Source organism: Rhizobium sp. CB3171 (genome assembly GCF_029714265.1).
In the GTDB taxonomy this organism is placed as follows: Bacteria; Pseudomonadota; Alphaproteobacteria; order Rhizobiales; family Rhizobiaceae; genus Rhizobium.
Map to the genome: position 1 here is coordinate 3449074 of NZ_CP121652.1, position 19775 is coordinate 3468848.

Here is a 19775-nt window from a genome sequence, read left to right on the forward strand (position 1 = left end):
GCGAAAGAAGACGATCTTTGTCAAGAAAAATTCGATTCATTTTTCATCGGGCGAGCCGGACAGGGTCACTTTGGCGTGACGCATGATGCCCTGCGCATCAATGGAAGTTACGGCCTCGCGGCATGACGCTTGCCGTCTCGGCCGCATTGCTGCGGCCATCTGCCGCTATCTCGGCAGCCTCTCGCACGGACGCACTTGTTTCGGTAAGCCGCTTCTTCTGCCGGTGATCCATGGTCGGACGCAGGGCCTCATCCGCCCGATCGCTGACGCCGAACCGACTAGCTTCGCGTTGCAGGATCCCCAGCGCCGAAGTCATATCCTCGATATAGTCGACCACCACATGGATGACGCCGCTTTCGCTCTGCAGACGGCCGCGGATCTTGACCAGCCGGGCGCCCATGACGATGGCGCGGTATTTCTCGAACATCTTCGGCCAGACGATCGCATTGGAAACGCCGGTCTCGTCCTCCAACGTCATGAAGATCACGCCCTTCGCCGAGCCCGGCCGCTGTCGCACCAGCACCAACCCGGCAATCGTCACCATCCTGCCATTAGGAACATTGGGCAAATCCCTGTTCTGCACGATGCCCAGTTGGGCGAAATCCGCCCGCAGGAAAGACACCGGATGCGCCTTCAGCGACAGCGAAAGATAGCGATAATCCTCGATCACCTGCTCGCCAGGCAGCATTTCCGGCAGGGACACCGCCGGCTCGATTTGCAGGTCGGTGCGGTCGGCAAGATCGAAGAGAGGTAGCTTTTCCGCAGCGCTGCCGACATCGAGCGCCCGCACGGCCCAAAGCGCCTCGCGACGGCTCAAACCGATGGAGCGGAAGGCATCCGCATCCGCGAGGCGTTCGATCTGCGCTTTGGCAAGACCGGAGCGCAGCCAGAGATCGCGCACGGAACTGTAACCAGCGCCACGACGCTCGACGAGCTGTTCCATCTCCTTATCCGACAGGCCCTTGACCTGCCGGAAACCGAGGCGGACGGCGCATTGCGTCTTGATCAGTGCGCGCATCGACGCATGACGCGGCTCGACGGCGTCCTGATCGAAGCGCGCCCTCTCCAGCAGGCAATCCCAACTGGAATGATTGACATCCACCGGTCGCATCTCGACGCCATGCTCACGCGCATCGCGCACGAGCTGCGCCGGCGCATAGAAACCCATGGGCTGGGCATTCAGGATCGCCGCACAAAAGACATCGGGATAATAGGCCTTGAGCCAGGAAGAGGCATAGACGAGGAGGGCGAAGGACGCCGCGTGGCTTTCGGGAAAACCGTATTCGCCGAAGCCCTTGATCTGCTCGAAACAGTTTTTGGCGAATTCCCGCTCGTACCCCCTTTCAGCCATGCCTTCGATCATCTTCTTCTCGAAAGTGTGGATGGTCCCCGTTCGTTTGAAGGTCGCCATCGCCCGGCGCAACTTGTCAGCCTCCGCAGATGTAAACCCCGCTGCCGTAATGGCGATTTGCATTGCCTGTTCCTGAAAGAGGGGGACTCCCAGCGTTCGTTTCAGAACCTCCTTCAGCTCCGGGCTCGGATAGTCGAGTTCCTTTCCTGCCCGGTCTGCCTCTCGCCGCTTGAGGTAGGGATGCACCATGTTGCCCTGGATCGGTCCAGGCCGGACGATCGCCACTTCGATGACCAGATCGTAGAATCTACGAGGCCTCAGCCGTGGCAGCATGCTCATCTGCGCCCGGCTCTCAATCTGGAAAACCCCAATCGTATCGGCGCGGCAGATCATGTCATAGACCGGCTCGCCGTCCGGATGATTGGCATTGCCGAGATCGGCGAGCGTCTTCTTCACATCATAGTGGAGGCGCAGCAGATCGAAGGCCTTGGCAAGGCAGGTCAACATCCCCAGCGCCAGGACGTCTATCTTGAGAATATCGAGGGAATCGAGATCGTCCTTGTTCCACTCGATCATATAGCGGTCGTCCATCGCCGTATGCATGATCGGCACGACTTCATCCAACCGGTCCCTGGTGATGACGAAGCCGCCGACATGTTGGGTCAGATGCCGGGGAAATCCCATCAGCGTCGAAGCATAGGACAGAACGCGCTGCGTCGTCCGATCCCTGAGGTCGAGGCCGGCAATCCTTGCCTCGCGTTCGGATAATTCTTCTGTCGACCAGCCCCAGACACCGCTCGCCAGAGCCGATTGCACATCCTCCGACAGGCCGAAGGCCTTCGCCACCTCGCGGCCAGCCGAGCGCGCCCGATAGCTGGTGACTGCCGCCGTCAGCCCGGCATGCTCCTTTTTGTAATGTTTGTAGATATACTGAATAACGTCTTCGCGCTTCTCGTGCTCGAAATCGACATCGATATCCGGCGGCTCTTCCCGTTCCGTCGAAATGAAGCGCTCGAACAAAAGCGTCGTGATCTCCGGATTGACCTCGGTAATTCGAAGGCAATAGCAGACCGTGGAATTGGCAGCGGAGCCGCGGCCCTGGCACAGGATATTTTCGCTGCGAGCATGTTCCATGATGCGATGCACCGTCAGGAAATAGGGCTCGTACTGCCTCTGCTTGATCAGATCGAGCTCGTAGTCGATCTGCTTGGCGACCTTGGGTGGAATACCATTAGGATAGCGCCATTTGGCGCCCGCCCGCGTCAGTCGCTCCAGCGTTTCCGAGACAGTCTCGCCCGGAACACTTTCGTCGGGATAATTGTGCTTCAGCTCATCCAGCGAGAAAGACAGCCGGCTAAAAAACTTTTGCGTATTGGCGATGGCTTTCGGGTAGTTTTTAAAAAGCCGTGCCATTTCCGCCCCGCCCTTCAAACAGCGTTCGGCATTGGCCGCGAGCCTGAAGCCGGCCTCGGCGATCGACACATGCTCACGGATCGAAACGACGATATCGGCAAGCGGTTTGCGCTCGCTCGCGTGATAAAGCGGCTGATTGGTGGCGATCAAGCGCACCCCGTTTCTGAGCGCGAGGATGGAGAGTGTCGCGAAGAACAGGTGATCGCGCCCGTCATAGGCGGGCGACAGCGCCATATGGAGCTTCCTGCCGAAGCGCATCCACAGCCGCGCCAGGCACCCTTCCAGTTTCGCCTGTCCCTCCTGCGTCTCCACGCTCGCAGCATCCGGCACGAGCGCCAGCATCATCTCGTCGCCCCATTCCAGGAGGTCGGCCTCGTGAAGCTCGCATTCCCCTTTCTCGGCCCTGAGATTGCCGGCGCTCAACAGCCGACAGAGATGCGCCCAACCCTTGCGATTCTGCGGGAAGGCGAGGATGTCGGGCGTCTCGTCCGAAAAGATCAGGCGGGCGCCGGGCTGGAAGCGATAGCGATGCTGCTTGGCGATGACATGCGCCCTGACCACGCCGGCGACGCTGTTCCGGTCAGCGATGCCGAGGCCGCTGAGGCCGGCGATCTTTGCGGCCAGAACCATTTCTTCCGGATGCGAAGCTCCTTCGAGAAAGGAGAAATTCGATCGTGCCCCGATCTCGAAAAAGGGCACGGTTTCGAGAGTTGGGGCAGGGGCACTCATGGGAAGATTCCATGCATGTACCAGCTCGGCCTTGTTGCACCCTGACCATAGAGACCCTTGCGAAACAGCCAGAAACGATGACCGGCCTCATCCTCGATGCGGAAATAATCGCGGGCCGGGGTTTCCTCCTCGTCGACCCACCACTCCGCCGCAAGCCGCTCCGGTCCTTCGGCCCGCAGGACTTTATGCGTGATCCGCCGCCAACGGAATTGCCGGGGCGGACCGTCAGGCACTTCGGTGGCAAAGGTTTCGATCGGCTCGGGCATGCGAAATAGCCGGAGCGGGCGTTCCCCGCGGAAGAAGCCATGACCGGCATGCTCGCTTCCTGTCCGTCTGTGGGCCGCAAGGATTTCTACGGCAGGTATCGATCGAACGGCCCGTTCGGGAATATGGCTTTCCTGCAGCTCGAAGCCCTGCAGGCAGTCCGGCCCCAGCCGTGCCGCGACCCGGTCGGCGAAGGCGGCGAGCGAGCCATCCTGCCGGCCCTCTTCGATGAAATCGTCTTGCGCCGCGTCGAAAGACGCATGTTCCAGGACATTGAGGCGGACGATTTCGAAGCCATATCCCACATCGAGATCGTCATGAATGGCAGTGAAGCGCTCCGTGAACAGGTTGGCGATCCGGCTCGGCTCCCGCAGCGGTTGCGACGCCCCGGCGGCGATGCGGAACACCATGCCGTCGACCCGGAACAGTAAAAGCTCGAACGAACGGCCGCCGACACCGCGGGCCTCCAGCCCCGGCTTCAAGGTTTCGGCAAGCTGGCGGGCCAGTTGCAAGATATCGGCCTCCGCCTGCACCGGTTCGGCAAGCCGCCGCTCGGCTGACAACTGCGCGACCGGCCGGCGCGGCGAGATCGGCTCCTCGTTCAGGCCGACGGCCTGATCGAGCCGCAACAGGAGTTGCGCGCCGAAACGGCGGGTCAGCGGCGCCCGCGGTGCGGCCAGGAGATCGCCCACCTGCTTCAATCCCAGCTTCTGCAATGCGGCGACTGTTTCCTCGCCAAGCCTGAGCGAGGCGACCGGCAGTGGCGCCAGCGCCTCTTCCATGGCTTCCGGAGGAACGACACGGCTCTCGTCGAAGCGGGCCACCGCCCAGGACAGACCCGGCGCAGAGGAGATGGCGCCACGGACATCGAGACCAAGCCGGGAAATCCGGATCAGAATATCCTCGAGCAGCGCTTCTTCGCCGCCGAAGAGATGGGCACAGCCGGTAATATCGAGGAAAAGCCCGTCCTTGCCGTCGATCGCCACCAGCGGCGTATAGCGATCGCACCAATCGGCGATCGCCTCCAGCAATTTGCGGTCCGCGGCCGGATTCTCTTCGACGACGTCAAGGGCGGGACAGATCGCCTTCGCCTCGGCGACGCCCTGTGCAAGCTTGAGGCCGATCGTCTCGGCCCTTTCATTGAGCGCGGTGAGCCGCATGGCATTGTTCAGCTTGCCGGCACAGGCGAGTGGTGGCGCCTCAAGCCGACCGGTCGAACGCCAGGACAGACCCCATCGCTTGCGGGCGATCCGGTCGGTCGGCAGATGCGGAAAGGTCAGCGCCAGAATGCGCTGCGTATTCGCCGGGAAAGGCAGGGCGCTGAGTGTCGAGGACAGGGGCAAACTGGCGGTCATGGGCATTCCACTCCAGGGTTATGGAAAAGGGTGCCGGGTTGCGGCTCTTTTCCAGGGTGAGACGAAAGGCCGGATGACCGATGCTGCCGCCAAGCAGCGATCCGTCCGGCAGGGGCCGCGCCAGGGCCGGCGCGGGTTCGACGGCGAGACGGAAGAGAGCACTGCTCGCCTCCTCCTCGCCCGCTTGACGCAACAGAAACAAGGGCCGCCCCGCTGCCTTGGCCCGAAGCGCAAGCCGCCGGCTCTCCGTCAGCCCGAAACGGGCCGGATTGCCGCGTACCTCCAGAATGACGACCGCAAAGGCCGCACTGACGAGAGCCGCCTCCGCCAGCCATAGCGCCTCTTCCAGCTTGCGCGGCGATGCCTGCAGAAAACCGGCCGGCTCCAATCCGAAATCCCGAAGCCCGATCGCATAGGGCAGGCCGGCCTCCATCGCCGCGACCGTATCGCCGATCCACAGAACCGGCGATACGGCCGCAGTTTTGCCGGCGGCTTGCCCCCCAGGCCGCGCAGCGAGAGCTCTAAGCCGTGCAGCGAGAGCAAGCGTGAAACCGCTGGCCGCTCCGGCATCCCGCAAGGCCAGTGAGCGGATCTCCGTCAGCGCATCGAGCGGCACGCCGCCCTGCATCGCCTCGTCGAGATCGGCAACCCCTATCGCAAGCGGCTGGACGGCATCGGCTGAACCAACCTCCGGCTCTGCTGCCCGTGCCTCATGCGCCACGGCAGCCAGCGCCGGTATCGGCCTGCCTTCCAGTCGGGCAATGGTTTCACGCAGGGCAAAAAGCGTCTCCCGCGCCACGGCGGCCTCGGCCATGACGTTAGCTCCAGATCAATTATGTTCCTGTTATGTTCTTATGGATTCCAGAGGTCGGAAGAAGAGTCAACACCATTTTATGAGAAAATATTCCTCTGCCTGAATCCACTCTCGAAAAACCGAAACAAAGGCTCTATATGACCAGCTAAGGAAGGAAGCATTCATGGCCCGCATTGACCAGAGCGAGGATTGGCGGGACCGCCATGCCCCCTCGATCAGCACATTCGAATCCCTGGCCACGGAGGCTTACAGCCACCTGCCGGACGAATTCCGTTCGCTCACCGGCAATCTCATCATCCTCATCGAAGATTTCCCCGACGACGACGTGTTCGAGGACATGGCGCTGGAAACGCCCTTCGACCTGCTCGGCCTGTTCGAAGGCCGCGGCATATCGGAGCGTTTCACCGCCCAAACCGGGGAAATGCCGAACAAGATCCGCCTCTATCGCCGGCCGATCATCGATTACTGGGCGGAAAACGAGGAAACCCTCGGCGACATCATCACCCACGTCCTGATCCACGAAATAGGCCACCATTTCGGCCTGAGCGACGAGGACATGGAGCGCATCGAGGCGAGCGCTGAAGAAGCGACGGACCGGTGAGGAACCGATCCTGCTATGCTTACTGCTCGGAAAGCTTCATTTCCGGATCGTAATCCTTGCCTTCGACGTCCTTGACGACCGCCTGGCCGCATTGCATCAGGCCGGTCGCTGCATTGAAGGCATAGGTCGGCGAGCCCGAGAGTTCCCAGCCTTTGTTCAGCGCCGCGGTCACCTTATGGCAGAAGGAAGCGTCGTCAGGGCCGGTGAGGAAGCGGTAGAGTTTCATCAAGTCGTCTTTCATACGTATCAGCCCTCATCCTGAGCTTGTCGAAGGACGATGGCGTTCTGCAATCAGGCGAGCTTTATGGACCAGTCTTTCCGCCTGGACAAGATGCAGCCGCTCGACCATGCGTCCGCCGAGGTTTACGACATTGAGGCCGGCCGCCGCCGGATCTGCGAAAGCGGCTATGATGGCTTCCGCCTCCGCAATGGCAGCTTCATCGGGGCCGAAATGCCGGTTGGCGGCTTCGATCTGGTTCGGATGGATCAACATCTTACCGGCAAAGCCCATGGCGCGGCCCTCGGCACATTCGGCGTCCACTGCCTGCATATCCTTGAAATCGTTGAAAACACTGTCGATGGCGTCGAGCCCGTAGGCGCTGACGGCCAGGATCACCTGCATGAGCCAGGGCACGAGATAGGCGCGGCCCGGCTGCGGCAACACATCGGTCTCCTTGCGCAGATCATTGAGGCCGACGACCAAACAATCGAGCCGGCTTCCCGCCGTGCGCCCGGCCTCGGCGATTGCCGCGACGTTCAAGACGCCGCGCGGCGTCTCGATCATCGCCCAGATGCGCAGGCTCTCCGGCGCATCCGCCTCGGCAAACCTATCGCTGACAACGGTCACATCCTGCGGCTCGTCGATCTTGGGCAGTAACACCGCATCCGGCTCGAGCGCCAGCACCAACTCCAGGTCATCGGCACCGAAGCCCGACGATAGCGTATTGATGCGGATGATGCGCTCCTTGCCGGCCTTTTCTTCGCTATCAGGCGGCGATCCGGCGAAAAAAGCCCGCAAATTCTCCCGTGCTTCCGCCTTTTTCTCCGGCGCCACGGAATCCTCGAGATCGAAGATGACCGCATCGCAATCGAGATCGGCTATCTTCTCCAGAGCCCGGCGGTTGATCGCAGGGACACTCAGCACCGAGCGGCGCAGACGGACGGAACGGGGAGGGGCGGGACGGCTCATGATACAGTTTTGCCGCGCTTTCGGCCATCAGGCAAGACAACAACAAGCAAGACAACAAAAAGCCATGCTCCTCTTGCAGAGAGAAACAGAGAGGACCACATTGCCATGAGTAGAGAGGTCTCGACCATGCAGAATATCCGTTCCTTGTTTATCGCGCTTGCCGGCATCACCGTGTTTGCAGCCCTGGCGCTGTTTACCGTTTCACTCACGCTCGCTGTCGGCGGCATCCTCACCGTGCTTATGGTGGGTCGCGCGATTTCGTTGCGGATGAAGCCTGCTCCGGTGCGCGCCAAGGCGAACGGTCAGCGCGAAATGCGCATTTGGAACGACGGTCGCGGCACGATCATCGATCTCTAGGCCAAGGTCAGGGCAGGGCGGCGCCTCGCCGCTCTCCAGTACGCTCATCCACGCGTAATTCCTGAATTGCGGAACTGCGGCCGAAGCGCCCGGTTTCAGAGCATTTCCAAGATTCCCCTTCATTTTTGCAGGGATTTGCTCTATTGGCAGGATAATTCGTGCATAGACGAAAATTGAAGGCAGGACCCCCATGGACAAGTTCGTGAAGTTGACCGGTGTCGCGGCACCCCTCCCGGTCGTCAATGTCGATACCGACATGATCATCCCGAAGGACTATCTGAAGACCATCAAGCGCACCGGTCTTGGCACAGGGTTGTTCGCCGAAGCCCGCTACAATGAGGATGGCTCGCCGAACCCGGATTTCGTGCTGAACAAACCGGCCTATCAGAATGCCAAGATCCTCGTTGCCGGCGACAATTTCGGCTGCGGTTCGTCTCGCGAACATGCCCCGTGGGCGCTGCTCGACTTCGGCATCCGCTGCGTCATTTCGACGAGCTTCGCCGACATCTTCTACAATAACTGCTTCAAGAACGGTATCCTGCCGATCAAGGTCAGCCAGGAAGAGCTCGACAAGCTGATGGACGACGCCTCGCGCGGCTCCAACGCCATCCTGACGATCGATCTGGAAAACCTCGAGATCACCGGCCCGGACGGCGGCTCGATCAAGTTCGACCTCGACGAATTCAAGCGCCATTGCCTGCTGAACGGCCTCGACGATATCGGCCTGACGCTGGAAAAGGCCAAGGCGATCGACAGTTTCGAAAAGACGAACGCCGCATCCCGCCCCTGGGCGGCCTGATCGATTTCATTATCACATTTGCGTATCAGAGCCGGGCTGAAAAGCCCGGCTTTTTCTTTTCATGCCATGGAAAGTTCATGAGGTTGCCGGCTGTAATATGCCCGACAAAAAGGGAGATCATATAGCCTTTGCGGAGCCCTTCAGGCTGCTCCCGCTCCTCCATTTTTTCTCCCTCACAATCGGAGCATTTCATGACCTCCCTTCCTATTCTTGGCGCAGCCATGACGCTTGCCGATGTCGAAGCCCATCGTGACTGGCTGCTCGAAAAACCGCGCGATCTGGAACTGCAGAGCTTCGTCGAAGCCGAAATCCTGAATGGCGACTGGGCGCCGCTCGCCGCGCGCGCCAGGAAATTGCTCGACGGCCATCAGGGCCGGCTCGGCATCCATGGCCCGTTCTGGGGCTTCATCATCGCCTCGCAGGATCCGGAGATCCGCGCCGTCGTCACCAAGCGCCTCACGCAGGCGCTCGACGTCTGCGCCAATATCGGCGCCACGCAGATGGTCATCCATAGCCCCTATACGTCCTGGTCCTACAACAACCTCGATAACAACAAGGGCGAACGCGAGAAGATCATCGAATACACACATCTGACGCTGAAGGACGCTGTCAGGCGCGCCGAGGATATCGGCTTGACCATGGTCATCGAGAATATCGAGGATAAGGATCCCCATATCCGCGTCGGTCTTGCCGACAGCTTCAATTCACCCGCTGTCGCCGTTTCGATCGACACCGGCCATGCCCATTACGCCCATGGCTACACCGGAGCACCGCCGGTCGACTATTACGTCCACGCCGCCGGCAACCGCCTGCAGCATGTTCACCTGCAGGACGCCGACGGCTATGCCGATCGTCATTGGAGCCTTGGCGAAGGCAATATCCACTGGCGCGCCGTCTTCGCCGCCCTTGCCAAACTCGACAGCAATCCGCGCCTGATCATCGAGATCAAGGACAAGTCGAAAATCCCGGCATCGGCCGCCTATCTCGCCTCGCTTGGATTGGCGGAGTAAGGATAAAGCAACGCAAGCCATCCGCCCTCGTGGTTCGAGACGGCCCTTTGGGCCTCCTCACCATGAGGGCTCATGCTCTCGCCTGGCTTATAGTTCGCTCCGCCCTCATGGTGAGGTGCGAAGCCCAAAGGGCGCAGCCTCGAACCACGAGGGTCGGCCGCAAAAGCCCCAAACCGTACCGTTTCCGCTCCTTCCTCGCTTGAAAAGCCGCATCTGCGGGTCTAAGAACCCGCAACTTGTTTCTTTTGCGGAGGCTTTCCCATGACAGTGCGCAATCTTTTCCTCCTGCCGGGCGACGGCATTGGCCCCGAAGCCATGGGCGAAGTCCGCAAGATCATCGCCTATATGAACGAGGCGAAGAATGCCGGTTTCGTCACCGACGAAGGTCTCGTCGGCGGCTGCGCCTATGATGCGCATGGCGCCGCCATCTCCGAAGAAGACATGCAGAAGGCGCTGGCCGCCGATGCCGTGCTCTTCGGCGCCGTCGGTGGCCCGAAGTGGGATAGCGTTCCTTATGAAGTGCGCCCTGAAGCCGGCCTGCTGCGCCTGCGCAAGGATCTCCAGCTTTTCGCCAATCTGCGCCCGGCCATCTGCTATCCGGCGCTGGCATCGGCCTCCTCGCTGAAGCCGGAGCTGGTTGACGGCCTTGATATCCTCATCATCCGCGAGCTCACCGGCGGCGTTTATTTCGGCGAGCCGAAGGAAATCATCGACCTCGGCAACGGCCAGAAGCGCGGCATCGACACCCAGGTCTACGACACCTATGAAATCGAGCGCATCGCCGGCGTCGCCTTCGAACTGGCGCGCACTCGCAACAACCGCGTCTGCTCGATGGAAAAGCGCAACGTCATGAAGTCGGGCGTGCTCTGGAATCAGGTCGTCACCGCGACACACAAGGAAAAATATGCTGACGTGCAGCTCGAGCATATGCTCGCCGATGCCGGCGGCATGCAACTCGTTCGCCAGCCGAAGCAGTTCGACGTCATCGTCACCGACAATCTCTTCGGCGACATGCTATCCGACGTTGCCGCCATGCTGACCGGCTCGCTCGGCATGCTGCCATCCGCTTCGCTCGGCGCTCCGGATGCCAAGACCGGCAAGCGCAAGGCGCTCTACGAGCCGGTACACGGTTCCGCACCCGATATCGCCGGCAAGGGCATTGCCAACCCGATCGCCATGATCGCCTCCTTCGCCATGTGCCTGCGCTACTCCTTCGGCCTGGTTTCCGAAGCCGATGCGCTGGAAAAGGCAATCGCCAACGTGCTCGACAGCGGTATCCGCACCGGCGACATCATGTCCGCCGGCAGCCGCCAGGTCGGCACCGCCGAGATGGGCGATGCCATCCTTGCCGAATTCAAGGCTCTGTCGGCATAATCGCCGCCTAGAGCGCCACGCGTTCATCTGAACGGCCAAAGCTCGCTCTAGTATTTCACGTGAAACATTCAAAGCCCTCGCTCTTTGCTTGCAGAGCGGGGGCTTTTTGTTGAACTCAACGCGACGGACTCCTATTTCCCATCGCATGAGCACGGAAACGACATCGCCACCAGTAAGCACAATCCAGAGGCAATTACGACCTTGGCAGAGGCTGGCGCGGCGCTATGACGTCCGCCGCAGCCGTCATGGCCGCCTTCCTTGGCTCGGCTGCACGCTGACCGCCATCAACATCGTCGTTCTCGCCTTCTTCGTCTTCGACACACCGCTTGGGCAGGCTGCGAAAAACCTCTCGCCGCGACTGATTGCGGTCGCAGGCGCCGTCACCGATATCGGCAGGCTGGCCTGGATCCTCGCCGCCATCGCCGTCGTGTTTGCCGTCGGTCTTTTTATCGTACGACGCTCGCCGACGCATGGCGGTTACCGAAGCGTCCTTCTCATCCGGATGGTCACCTATGTCGGCCTGTCGGTTCTTTCCACCAGCATCATCGTCAATCTTCTGAAATACGCGATCGGACGGGCGCGGCCCCTGCTTTATGACCAATATGGCATTCTCGGCTTCGAACCGTTTCATGGTGACTTCCTGTTTCAGAGCTTTCCCTCGGCGCATTCGGCCAATGTGGGTGCTCTCTTTACCGCGCTGGCTCTGCTTTTCCCGCGATTCCGGCTGCTGTTCATCGGCATCGGCCTCTGGCTCGGCGCTTCTCGCATCATCATCGGCGTTCATTATCCAAGCGACGTCGCCGCGGGGCTGGCGCTCGGCGCCTGGATCGCCTTCGCCGTCGCGATCCTCTTTTCCCGTTTCGGCCTGGTCTTCTCCACAGGACAAGACGGTTGGCCGCGGCCGCGGCTGAACCATGGGCTTCGCTGAACTGCCGATCGTCTTAAATCTGTAAAAAAACTGTAGCAGGAGCCTGCTACGCGTGATCGTCGACTGGGGTGGAGTATCGACGACAGGCGGTGGGTATGCAGGCGATCTTGACGTCTCTGGACAGGCGGTGGCGGCGCAATAGGAGCGGCTTCGCTCCTTCGCATTGGAAGATCTGCCTGTTCCTGACCGCCAATATCGTATTGCTGGCGGCCTTGCTGTTCGATTGGCCGGTCGGCGCGACCATCAAGAACATTGCACCGCCCATTCATTTCTTCGGCAAGCTGCTCACCAATTTCGGCGAATCCGGCTGGATCATCTTGGTCAGCGCCTTCCTGTTCTTCGAAGGCTGGGCCGGCAGCCGGCTGCTGCAGTCGCCGCGCTGTCGCTGCCAGGCCCTGCGCATCTGTCAGATCGGCGGCTATCTGCTGACGACCATCGCGCTTTCGGGCATCATCGCCAATCTCCTCAAGCGCGCCATCGGTCGTGCCCGCCCCACTCATTTTGAGGATTGGGGTCCTTTCGGTTTCTCCCCCTTCAACGGCCATGCCAGCTTCGAAAGCTTCCCATCCGGCCATGCGACCACCATTGGCGCCTTCTTCGTGGCACTTGCCTTCCTCTTCCCCCGCTATCGCTACATCTTCGTCGCCTGCGCTCTTTGGCTCGCGACGACGCGAGTGATGATCGGCGCGCACTATCCGAGCGACGTCATCGCCGGCCTCGCGCTTGGCGGCTGGTTCTCCTTCATGACGGCGATCGTCTATTCCCGCTACGGCCTGCTCTTTCGCATCGGCGAGACTGGCTGGCCGGTGCCAAAATTGCCGCTGCTGAAGGGAAAGTAGGGATCGTTTCCCTCATCCGCCCTCGCCCTTCGAGGCTCCACCCTTCGGGTTCCGCTCCTTAAGGGTGAGAGCTCTCCTTGAGCTGGCCCGCGTCATCGCTCCGCCCTCATGGTGAGGTGCTTTGATGTCAGAGCGTCAGCGAAGGCAGCAGAGCCTCGAACCACGAGGGTCGGCCCCCACAGCTCTCGAAAAATCATTCGCGAACTACCTTGGTCCCGTCCATCGCTGCACCCTGAATGGTTGCCAAGCATCTCCTGCATTCATATATCTGAAGCGGCGAATTTGCGGGAAACCAATCCCCGTTTGAATGTGGCGAAGACAATGACCGATGCAGGACAGACGAGGCTAAGCGAAAGGCAGATGGGATTGATTGCCCGGGCGCTCGCCGAGCCGCGCCGTGTGCAGATGCTGAAAGAAATCGGCGGTCGCGGCGAGCCTATGCCTTGCAGCGTCCTGACGCAGTGCCACACCGTCAGTGCCGCGACGATATCGCATCACATCAAGGAACTCGAAAACGCCGGTCTCATCGAGATCGTGCGGGAAGGCAAGTTCGCAAACCTGGTGCTTCGGCGCGATGTCCTGAATGCCTACATGGCGGAACTCGCCAACATCTGACAATCATTTTCCCCACACGCCGCGCCGGCTGCTCTTGTATCAGTTAGATGAGTATCTAAATATCAAAGTGACGCAGCGAAGACCGCCGGTGTAAGGCCTCGTCTGCGCCATCAGTTCGATATTTATAAAATCATCTAACAATCATCTCGACAGGAGCTAGACATGAGCAAACTGGCAGGTAAGGTCGCAATCGTGACCGGAGCATCGAAGGGGATCGGCGCAGGCATCGCCAAGGCATTGGGCGAGGCGGGTGCGGCTATCGTCGTCAACTATGCGTCGAGCCGCGAAGGCGCCGACAAGGTCGTGGCCGAGATCACCGCCAAGGGCGGCAAGGCGATCGCAGCTCACGGCGATGTTTCGAAATCCGCCGACGTGAAGCGGCTTTTTGCTGAAACGAAGGGAGCCTTCGGCGGCGTCGACATCCTCGTCAACAATGCCGGCGTCTATCAATTCCAGTCGCTGGAAGAGATCACCGAAGAGGAATTCCACCGGCAGTTCAACATCAACGTTCTCGGCACATTGCTGACGACGCAGGAAGCGGTGAAGCATTTCGGTCCTGAAGGCGGCAATGTCATCAACATCGCCTCGACCGCCGTCACCATGAACCTGCCAACCGCCACGGTCTACACGGCGACCAAGGCCGCCGTCACCTCGATCACCCAGATCCTCGCCAAGGAGCTCGGTCCGCGCAATATCCGCGTCAACACCATTTCGCCTGGCGGGGTCGAAACCGAAGGCGTCATTGCAGCGGGCATCATCGGCAGCGATCTCGAAAAGCAGATGGTTTCCCAAACGCCGCTTGGCCGCCTCGGACAGCCGACCGATATTGCCCCGATCGCCGTTTTCCTCGCCTCGAAGGACTCAGGCTGGCTGACGGGCGAAACCCTCTATGCCGGCGGCGGCCTGAAGTAACCGCCTATCCGCAGAACCGCTTCCCTCCTTGGCAAGGGAAGCGGCATTGCCCGCATGTCATGGCCCCGATCCGCGCGGCCACCTCCGGCGAGAATTGCCAAACCGTCTCCGTCTTCATAGTATCATTGCCGTTCGGGTTTTTCCGAAGATCTCCGCAGCCGCTTTTGCTGCAAAACGACATCTTGACCGCGGAAACTTTCAAGACAGATCCCTGTCTGCAATGCGACCCCTCGCGAGCGAACGCCATGAATTACTGCGAAAATCTCTGAGGATCGCTGTTGCGACCAACGAAACGGAGCACGTCATCATGAATACCGCCAACACCAAATCGAAACTGGGCACGCGCACCAATCTCAGCGAAGAAGCGACACGCGATATTTCCGCAGCACTGAATGCGCTGCTGGCCGACGTCTTTTCCCTTTATCTCAAGACCAAGAATTTCCATTGGCATATGAGCGGACCGCATTTCCGCGATTACCACCTGTTGCTGGACGAGCAGGGCGAGCAGATCTTCGCCATGACAGACCCGATGGCCGAACGCGCCAGAAAGATCGGCGGCACCACGCTGCGTTCGATCGGCCACATCGCCAAGCTGCAGCGCATCCCCGACAATGACGCCGAATATGTCGACGCCCAGGACATGCTCGCCGAACTGGCCGACGACAATCTCCGGCTTTCCGCCGAAATCCGCGCCGCCCACGATGTCTGCGATGAATATGGCGATATCGCCACCGCCAGCCTGCTTGAAAGCTGGCTGGACGAGACGGAACGCCGCACTTGGTTCCTGTTCGAATCCACACGCAACACCAACCGCTGAGGGCTGATGTTGATTTCCGCGTTCCCGCGTCGGTCGGAACGCGGAAATCCTTGACTCCTGTGGAAAACCCCGTAGAACCGGCGACGGAAAAGGAAGACCTCCATGGTTCGCTTCGAACAGATCGATAGCTTCGGTCACCTGGCAGACTATGCCGGGCAGGAGTTCCGTTTTCCGGTTTCTTCCAAAACCAAGGCCAAAACGACGACGAAAACCGTCTGACGTCTCTGGCCTGCCGCTCTCTCCCCGGCTCGGCTGGGGACAGGAACCGGCCGTTATGGCCGCGGTTCCCCCCTCGCCCAAGAGGAGAGAAGAGAAAGAGAGCTTGAGAAATGGGTTTCAAAGTTGCAGTTGCGGGCGCGACCGGGAATGTCGGCCGCGAAATGCTCAATATCCTGTCCGAACGCGGTTTTCCGGCTGACGAGGTCGTGGCCCTCGCATCGGCCCGCTCGCAGGGCACCGAAGTTTCCTTCGGCGACCGGACATTGAAGGTTTCGAACCTGGAGAACTACGATTTCTCCGACACCGACATCTGCCTGATGTCGGCCGGCGGCGACGTCTCCAAAAAGTTCTCGCCGAAGATCGGCGCCCAGGGCTGCGTCGTCATCGACAACTCCTCCGCCTGGCGCTACGACGCCGACGTGCCGTTGATCGTGCCGGAAGTAAACCCGGATGCCGTCACGCAGTTCACCAAGCGTAACATTATCGCCAACCCGAATTGCTCGACCGCGCAGCTTGTTGTGGCGCTGAAGCCGCTGCACGACTTCGCCAAGATCAAGCGCGTCGTCATCTCGACCTACCAGTCCGTCTCCGGCGCCGGCAAGGACGGCATGGACGAGCTTTTCAACCAGACCCGCGCCGTCTTCGTCGCCGATCCGATCGAGTCGAAGAAGTTCACCAAGCGCATCGCCTTCAACGTCATTCCGCACATCGATGTCTTCATGGAAGACGGCTACACCAAGGAAGAATGGAAGGTGCTGGCCGAAACCAAGAAGATGCTCGATCCGAAGATCAAGGTTACCTGCACCGCCGTGCGCGTGCCGGTCTTCATCGGTCATTCGGAATCGGTCAATATCGAGTTCGAAAACGAGATCACTGCCGATCAGGCCCGCGATATCCTGCGCGAAGCCCCGGGCTGCCTCGTCATCGACAAGCGCGAAAACGGTGGCTACATCACGCCTTATGAGTCCGCCGGCGAGGACGCGACCTACATTTCGCGCATTCGCGAGGACGCGACGGTTGAAAACGGCCTCAACATCTGGGTCGTCTCCGACAATCTGCGCAAGGGCGCGGCGCTGAACGCCATCCAGATTGCCGAACTCCTGATCAACCGTGGCCTGGTCAAGCCGCGCAAGCAGGCGGCATAAAGGGTTTATAAACCATTTACGGTTTTTCAACCTTTGCTGGCTAAGTAGGAACCAAATAAAAGCCTCGCTATTTCCGATCGAATGGCGAGGCTTTTACAAAGCTGCGTCAGGTATAGTGTTTCACGTGAAGCGAAAATATTGATCGCTTAACCGTGATAATGACAGAATTGCCGGATACTGGCATGGTCCGGTCACAGTAAGACCGCGCGTAGGCCTCAAAAATGGAAGGCTTGTGCGCCATCAAAAACCATTACCGCGCCTCGCGCGGTAAGAATTCGGGGACTCTGAATGCGCATGACAAAGTCTGGAATGGCAGCTCTCGTGGCAGGCGGGTTGCTGTTGGTAACGCCGTTTGCGGCGAATGCGGCAGCTTGCGGCAACTCGTCGGCCGGTTTTGAGAACTGGATGCAGGAATTCAAGCAGGAAGCACAGGCTCAGGGCGTCAGTGCCTCTGTTCTCGACCGAGCCTTCGCCAACGTGCATTACAATCAACCGACCATCCGCGCCGATCGCGGCCAGAAGAGCTTCAAGCTCTCCTTCGAAGACTTCATGAGAAAGCGTGGCGGCCAGGCGATTATCACTCGCGGCAAGAACATGAAGCAGGCCAATGCCGCTCTGTTCGCGAGAATCGAGAAGCGTTATGGCGTGCCCGCCGGCCCGATCATCGCCATTTGGGGCATGGAAACCGGTTTCGGCGGCTTCATGGGCGACCAGCATACGCTCTCGGCCGTGTCGACGCTCGCTTATGACTGCCGCCGCTCCGACTATTTCACCGATCAGCTCTATGCCGCCCTCAAGCTCGTCGGCGAAGGCTATCTGAGCCCGACCGCCCGCGGCGCGGCCCATGGCGAAATCGGCCAGACACAATTCATGCCGAAGAACGTCGTCAATTTCGGCGTCGACGGCGATGGCGACGGCAGGGTCGATCTGGTCGGATCCCGCGCCGACGCGTTGGCCTCGACTGCAAACTTCCTGAAGGGCCATGGCTGGCAGCCAGGTCTTGGCTATCAGCCCGGCGAGCCCAATTTTGCGGCGATCGGCGGCTGGAACGATGCAGCGGTCTACCAGCAGGCGATCGCCTATATCGGCAAGCAGATCGACGGCCAATAATCACGGCAACAAATCGACAAAGGGCGCTCGGCCAAATGGTCCGGAGCGCCTTTTTCGTTTGTCCTTATCGTAGTCTCAGATTTCCGGCCGGATAAAATCGCGCGTCGTCGGGTCCATCACCCACAGCTCTCCAGTCGAGATATCGAACCATGCGCCGTGCAGGTTCAATTTCCCTTCCTCTTCCAGCGCCTTGATATCGGGAAAGCTGCGTAGATTGTCGAGCGAATTGCGGATGGAGATGCGCTCCAGCGCCGTCTGCCGCTCGGCCGGCGTCATAACGTCATTGCTCTGGATCTGCTCGGCGGCCGGCTTTACGAGGCCCATCCACCGGCCGATGAAATCGCCCGGCGACAGCGGCTCGGCATTCGGATCCAACGCTGCGCGGATGCCGCCGCAGCGACCATGTCCCATGACAACGATATCCGCGACCTTCAGGGACTGCACCGCGAATTCCAGAGCTGCGGACGTCGAGTGAAAATGGCCGTCCGGCTCATAGGGCGGCACCATATTGGCGACGTTGCGGATAACGAAAAGCTCTCCGGGACCAGCGTCGAAAATGGTCTCCGGCGCCGAACGGCTGTCGGAACAGGCAATCACCAGGGTTCCGGGCTTCTGCCCTTCCTCCGCCAAATTGCGATAGCGATCGCGTTCATCGACGTAACGCCCGCTCATGAAGTTGCGATAGCCGTTCAGAAGGGAGGTAGGAAAGCTCATGACATTGAATTACAGCGCACCGCCGCCAATGGCAACTATTGCAACGCAAAAAGCTATCGCATCGGCGACCGCTATTTTTTCCGCCGCTGCGCCGGATGCAGCAGGCGCCGCATCTGCACCATTGCCATGGGGGTCGAGAGGCTGGAAGCATCGGCGGCGAGCGTCAATTCGTCGCTGCCGCGCTTGACCGCCCGCGCCAGGACTTCATAGACGCTGGCCGTGGTCAATTGCAAAGCCCTCTCTTCGTCCATGCCCGACAGAAGCCGCGACAGGAACACGGCCGAGAGCAGGTCGCCAAGCCCGTTCGGCGCGTTGTCGATGCTGCGATGTTCGGCAAACAGCGCATTTCGGCCGCTGAGATAGAGATTGCCGGTGCCACCGGTCATCATCGGCACGGCCGACGTCACCAGCATGCGCGGCGGCCCCAGCGCCAGGGCAGCCTCCATGACGGCGTTGTTGTCCTCCAGCGGCGCGCCGGCAAGCCAGGCAAGCTCGTAGCGGTTCGGCGTCGCCAGCGATGCGAGCGGGATGAGCTGATCGCGGATCGCTTCGGCGGTTGCGTCGGGCACATAGAGCCCACCGGCATCGCCGATAACGGGATCGCAGGCATAGAAGAGATCGGGGTTCTTTTCCCTGAGTGCCGTTACCAGCCGCGCGACGGAGCGTGCCTGCGCGGCATTGCCGAAATAACCCGACAGCACCGCCTTCACCTCCGCGAGCCAGGGCGCGGCGATAAGATCGTCGATCGCGTGGTCGAAATCCGCCTCGGCAAAGGTCAGCCGGGTCGAGCGGCCATGGCCGGGATGCCAGGGCAAAACGACTGTTGGCAGCGCCCAAACGGGGTGGCCCAGGGTTTCCAGCGCGAAGACGGCGGCACGATTGCCGACGGAACCTCTGACGACATGGCTGGAGATGACGATAACGGCGCCCGCCGCGATATCCGACATGATGCTTGCTTCCAGTTCCGATCTTCCGGCCTTGATTGCGCCGTTTGATGATCTTTTTATCGTCACTCTGTCAATCGCGCTTCACAGAGTCATGAAAACCTCTGTTGACTACGCAATATCGCCAATTCTGCGCCAATTTTTACACGGATTGCATCAAGATCATCGCAAATCAGCAAGATTCTTCAAAATTTGAGACCGAATTGGTCGAAAAGCGATGAAATTCGCATTCAATTTGCCAGTTTTTTCGATAAACCTTCTGATAAAGTGACCAAA

At 60.2% G+C, this 19775-nt stretch carries 21 protein-coding genes; 13 read left to right on the forward strand and 8 right to left on the reverse strand.

From position 1 onward, the window contains the following. Window positions 1-97: 97 nt before the first annotated feature. From QA648_RS16755 to QA648_RS16765, 3 genes are read right to left on the reverse strand one after another with little or no spacing between them, the layout of a single operon-like run. Window positions 98-3493: an error-prone DNA polymerase gene (locus QA648_RS16755; RefSeq protein ID WP_283048170.1), complete on the reverse strand. Its 3396-nt coding sequence runs from the start codon at window positions 3491-3493 to the stop codon at window positions 98-100. Then, window positions 3490-4917, reverse strand: coding sequence for a DNA polymerase Y family protein (locus QA648_RS16760; RefSeq protein ID WP_283051386.1), 1428 nt, complete (start codon window positions 4915-4917; stop codon window positions 3490-3492). The genes QA648_RS16755 and QA648_RS16760 overlap by 4 nt, the downstream gene beginning before the upstream one ends. Before the next feature lie 40 nt (window positions 4918-4957). Then, a complete protein-coding gene (locus tag QA648_RS16765) occupies window positions 4958-5926 on the reverse strand; it encodes a hypothetical protein (protein ID WP_283048173.1) in 969 nt (322 codons plus the stop codon). Window positions 5927-6089: 163 nt separating this feature from the next. Here QA648_RS16765 and QA648_RS16770 point away from each other — a divergent pair, with 163 nt between their 5' ends. Beyond that, entirely contained in the window at window positions 6090-6527 is a 438-nt protein-coding gene (locus tag QA648_RS16770) for a metallopeptidase family protein (protein WP_104824893.1), read from the forward strand. Window positions 6528-6546: 19 nt separating this feature from the next. Here the strand turns inward: QA648_RS16770 and QA648_RS16775 are convergent, their stop codons facing one another. Further along, complete coding sequence (locus QA648_RS16775; protein ID WP_104825280.1) at window positions 6547-6753, reverse strand: DUF1737 domain-containing protein; 207 nt, start codon at window positions 6751-6753, stop codon at window positions 6547-6549. Between the two features lie 27 nt (window positions 6754-6780). Then, window positions 6781-7716 (reverse strand): CoA ester lyase, encoded by a 936-nt coding sequence (locus QA648_RS16780; RefSeq protein WP_283048175.1) that lies wholly within the window; start codon window positions 7714-7716, stop codon window positions 6781-6783. Window positions 7717-7842: 126 nt separating this feature from the next. Between QA648_RS16780 and QA648_RS16785 the strand changes: the two genes are divergently transcribed. Continuing rightward, on the forward strand, window positions 7843-8073 hold the full coding sequence (locus QA648_RS16785) for a hypothetical protein (protein ID WP_104824895.1): 231 nt from the start codon (window positions 7843-7845) through the stop codon (window positions 8071-8073). Window positions 8074-8263: 190 nt separating this feature from the next. Continuing rightward, window positions 8264-8872 (forward strand): 3-isopropylmalate dehydratase small subunit, encoded by a 609-nt coding sequence (gene leuD, locus QA648_RS16790; protein ID WP_283048177.1) that lies wholly within the window; start codon window positions 8264-8266, stop codon window positions 8870-8872. A 25-nt stretch (window positions 8873-8897) separates the two neighbouring features. Here the strand turns inward: leuD and QA648_RS16795 are convergent, their stop codons facing one another. Beyond that, window positions 8898-9065 carry a hypothetical protein gene (locus QA648_RS16795; protein ID WP_283048178.1) on the reverse strand — a complete coding sequence of 56 codons (168 nt, stop codon included), beginning with the start codon at window positions 9063-9065 and terminating at the stop codon, window positions 8898-8900. Between QA648_RS16795 and QA648_RS16800 the strand changes: the two genes are divergently transcribed. The 9 genes from QA648_RS16800 to QA648_RS16840 all read left to right on the forward strand — a co-directional run bounded on the left by QA648_RS16800 (window position 9064) and on the right by QA648_RS16840 (window position 17841). After that, the gene (locus QA648_RS16800; RefSeq protein WP_283048180.1) at window positions 9064-9882 is read left to right on the forward strand and encodes a sugar phosphate isomerase/epimerase family protein; all 819 of its coding nucleotides are present in this window, start codon (window positions 9064-9066) and stop codon (window positions 9880-9882) included. The genes QA648_RS16795 and QA648_RS16800 overlap by 2 nt on opposite strands. 261 nt (window positions 9883-10143) lie before the next feature. Further along, window positions 10144-11256: a 3-isopropylmalate dehydrogenase gene (gene leuB / locus QA648_RS16805; RefSeq protein WP_283048182.1), complete on the forward strand. Its 1113-nt coding sequence runs from the start codon at window positions 10144-10146 to the stop codon at window positions 11254-11256. 145 nt (window positions 11257-11401) lie between these two features. After that, window positions 11402-12184, forward strand: a complete 783-nt coding sequence (locus QA648_RS16810) for a phosphatase PAP2 family protein (protein WP_283048184.1) — start codon at window positions 11402-11404, stop codon at window positions 12182-12184. A 95-nt stretch (window positions 12185-12279) separates the two neighbouring features. Next, entirely contained in the window at window positions 12280-13023 is a 744-nt protein-coding gene (gene lpxE / locus QA648_RS16815; protein ID WP_104824900.1) for a lipid A 1-phosphatase LpxE, read from the forward strand. A gap of 321 nt (window positions 13024-13344) precedes the next feature. Next, window positions 13345-13638, forward strand: a complete 294-nt coding sequence (locus tag QA648_RS16820; protein WP_283048186.1) for a helix-turn-helix domain-containing protein — start codon at window positions 13345-13347, stop codon at window positions 13636-13638. 162 nt (window positions 13639-13800) lie between these two features. Then, the gene (locus tag QA648_RS16825) at window positions 13801-14550 is read left to right on the forward strand and encodes a glucose 1-dehydrogenase (RefSeq protein WP_283048188.1); all 750 of its coding nucleotides are present in this window, start codon (window positions 13801-13803) and stop codon (window positions 14548-14550) included. 307 nt (window positions 14551-14857) lie between these two features. Then, a complete protein-coding gene (locus tag QA648_RS16830) occupies window positions 14858-15367 on the forward strand; it encodes a DNA starvation/stationary phase protection protein (RefSeq protein WP_104824904.1) in 510 nt (169 codons plus the stop codon). 329 nt (window positions 15368-15696) lie between these two features. Further along, complete coding sequence (locus QA648_RS16835; RefSeq protein WP_104824905.1) at window positions 15697-16731, forward strand: aspartate-semialdehyde dehydrogenase; 1035 nt, start codon at window positions 15697-15699, stop codon at window positions 16729-16731. 288 nt (window positions 16732-17019) lie between these two features. Further along, window positions 17020-17841: a lytic murein transglycosylase gene (locus QA648_RS16840; protein WP_104824906.1), complete on the forward strand. Its 822-nt coding sequence runs from the start codon at window positions 17020-17022 to the stop codon at window positions 17839-17841. A gap of 75 nt (window positions 17842-17916) precedes the next feature. On the opposite strand, the gene QA648_RS16845 is transcribed toward QA648_RS16840, so the two are convergent. Beyond that, window positions 17917-18555: a carbonic anhydrase gene (locus tag QA648_RS16845; protein WP_104824907.1), complete on the reverse strand. Its 639-nt coding sequence runs from the start codon at window positions 18553-18555 to the stop codon at window positions 17917-17919. Window positions 18556-18626: 71 nt separating this feature from the next. Then, window positions 18627-19502, reverse strand: a complete 876-nt coding sequence (gene pdxY, locus QA648_RS16850; RefSeq protein WP_104824908.1) for a pyridoxal kinase PdxY — start codon at window positions 19500-19502, stop codon at window positions 18627-18629. Here pdxY and QA648_RS16855 point away from each other — a divergent pair. Continuing rightward, window positions 19501-19695 carry a hypothetical protein gene (locus tag QA648_RS16855; RefSeq protein ID WP_158704502.1) on the forward strand — a complete coding sequence of 65 codons (195 nt, stop codon included), beginning with the start codon at window positions 19501-19503 and terminating at the stop codon, window positions 19693-19695. The two genes, pdxY and QA648_RS16855, sit on opposite strands and share 2 nt — an antisense overlap. Window positions 19696-19775: the final 80 nt, after the last annotated feature.

Coding starts and splice junctions, on each gene's coding strand:
- QA648_RS16755 (WP_283048170.1), bottom strand. CDS start 3,493: ATGAGTGCCCCTGCCCCAACTCTCGAAACCGTGCCCTTTTTCGAGATC.
- QA648_RS16760 (WP_283051386.1), bottom strand. CDS start 4,917: ATGCGGCTCACCGCGCTCAATGAAAGGGCCGAGACGATCGGCCTCAAG.
- QA648_RS16765 (WP_283048173.1), bottom strand. CDS start 5,926: ATGGCCGAGGCCGCCGTGGCGCGGGAGACGCTTTTTGCCCTGCGTGAA.
- QA648_RS16770 (WP_104824893.1), top strand. CDS start 6,090: ATGGCCCGCATTGACCAGAGCGAGGATTGGCGGGACCGCCATGCCCCC.
- QA648_RS16775 (WP_104825280.1), bottom strand. CDS start 6,753: ATGAAACTCTACCGCTTCCTCACCGGCCCTGACGACGCTTCCTTCTGC.
- QA648_RS16780 (WP_283048175.1), bottom strand. CDS start 7,716: ATGAGCCGTCCCGCCCCTCCCCGTTCCGTCCGTCTGCGCCGCTCGGTG.
- QA648_RS16785 (WP_104824895.1), top strand. CDS start 7,843: ATGCAGAATATCCGTTCCTTGTTTATCGCGCTTGCCGGCATCACCGTG.
- leuD (WP_283048177.1), top strand. CDS start 8,264: ATGGACAAGTTCGTGAAGTTGACCGGTGTCGCGGCACCCCTCCCGGTC.
- QA648_RS16800 (WP_283048180.1), top strand. CDS start 9,064: ATGACCTCCCTTCCTATTCTTGGCGCAGCCATGACGCTTGCCGATGTC.
- QA648_RS16795 (WP_283048178.1), bottom strand. CDS start 9,065: ATGAAATGCTCCGATTGTGAGGGAGAAAAAATGGAGGAGCGGGAGCAG.
- leuB (WP_283048182.1), top strand. CDS start 10,144: ATGACAGTGCGCAATCTTTTCCTCCTGCCGGGCGACGGCATTGGCCCC.
- QA648_RS16810 (WP_283048184.1), top strand. CDS start 11,402: ATGAGCACGGAAACGACATCGCCACCAGTAAGCACAATCCAGAGGCAA.
- lpxE (WP_104824900.1), top strand. CDS start 12,280: ATGCAGGCGATCTTGACGTCTCTGGACAGGCGGTGGCGGCGCAATAGG.
- QA648_RS16820 (WP_283048186.1), top strand. CDS start 13,345: ATGACCGATGCAGGACAGACGAGGCTAAGCGAAAGGCAGATGGGATTG.
- QA648_RS16825 (WP_283048188.1), top strand. CDS start 13,801: ATGAGCAAACTGGCAGGTAAGGTCGCAATCGTGACCGGAGCATCGAAG.
- QA648_RS16830 (WP_104824904.1), top strand. CDS start 14,858: ATGAATACCGCCAACACCAAATCGAAACTGGGCACGCGCACCAATCTC.
- QA648_RS16835 (WP_104824905.1), top strand. CDS start 15,697: ATGGGTTTCAAAGTTGCAGTTGCGGGCGCGACCGGGAATGTCGGCCGC.
- QA648_RS16840 (WP_104824906.1), top strand. CDS start 17,020: ATGCGCATGACAAAGTCTGGAATGGCAGCTCTCGTGGCAGGCGGGTTG.
- QA648_RS16845 (WP_104824907.1), bottom strand. CDS start 18,555: ATGAGCTTTCCTACCTCCCTTCTGAACGGCTATCGCAACTTCATGAGC.
- QA648_RS16855 (WP_158704502.1), top strand. CDS start 19,501: ATGATGCTTGCTTCCAGTTCCGATCTTCCGGCCTTGATTGCGCCGTTT.
- pdxY (WP_104824908.1), bottom strand. CDS start 19,502: ATGTCGGATATCGCGGCGGGCGCCGTTATCGTCATCTCCAGCCATGTC.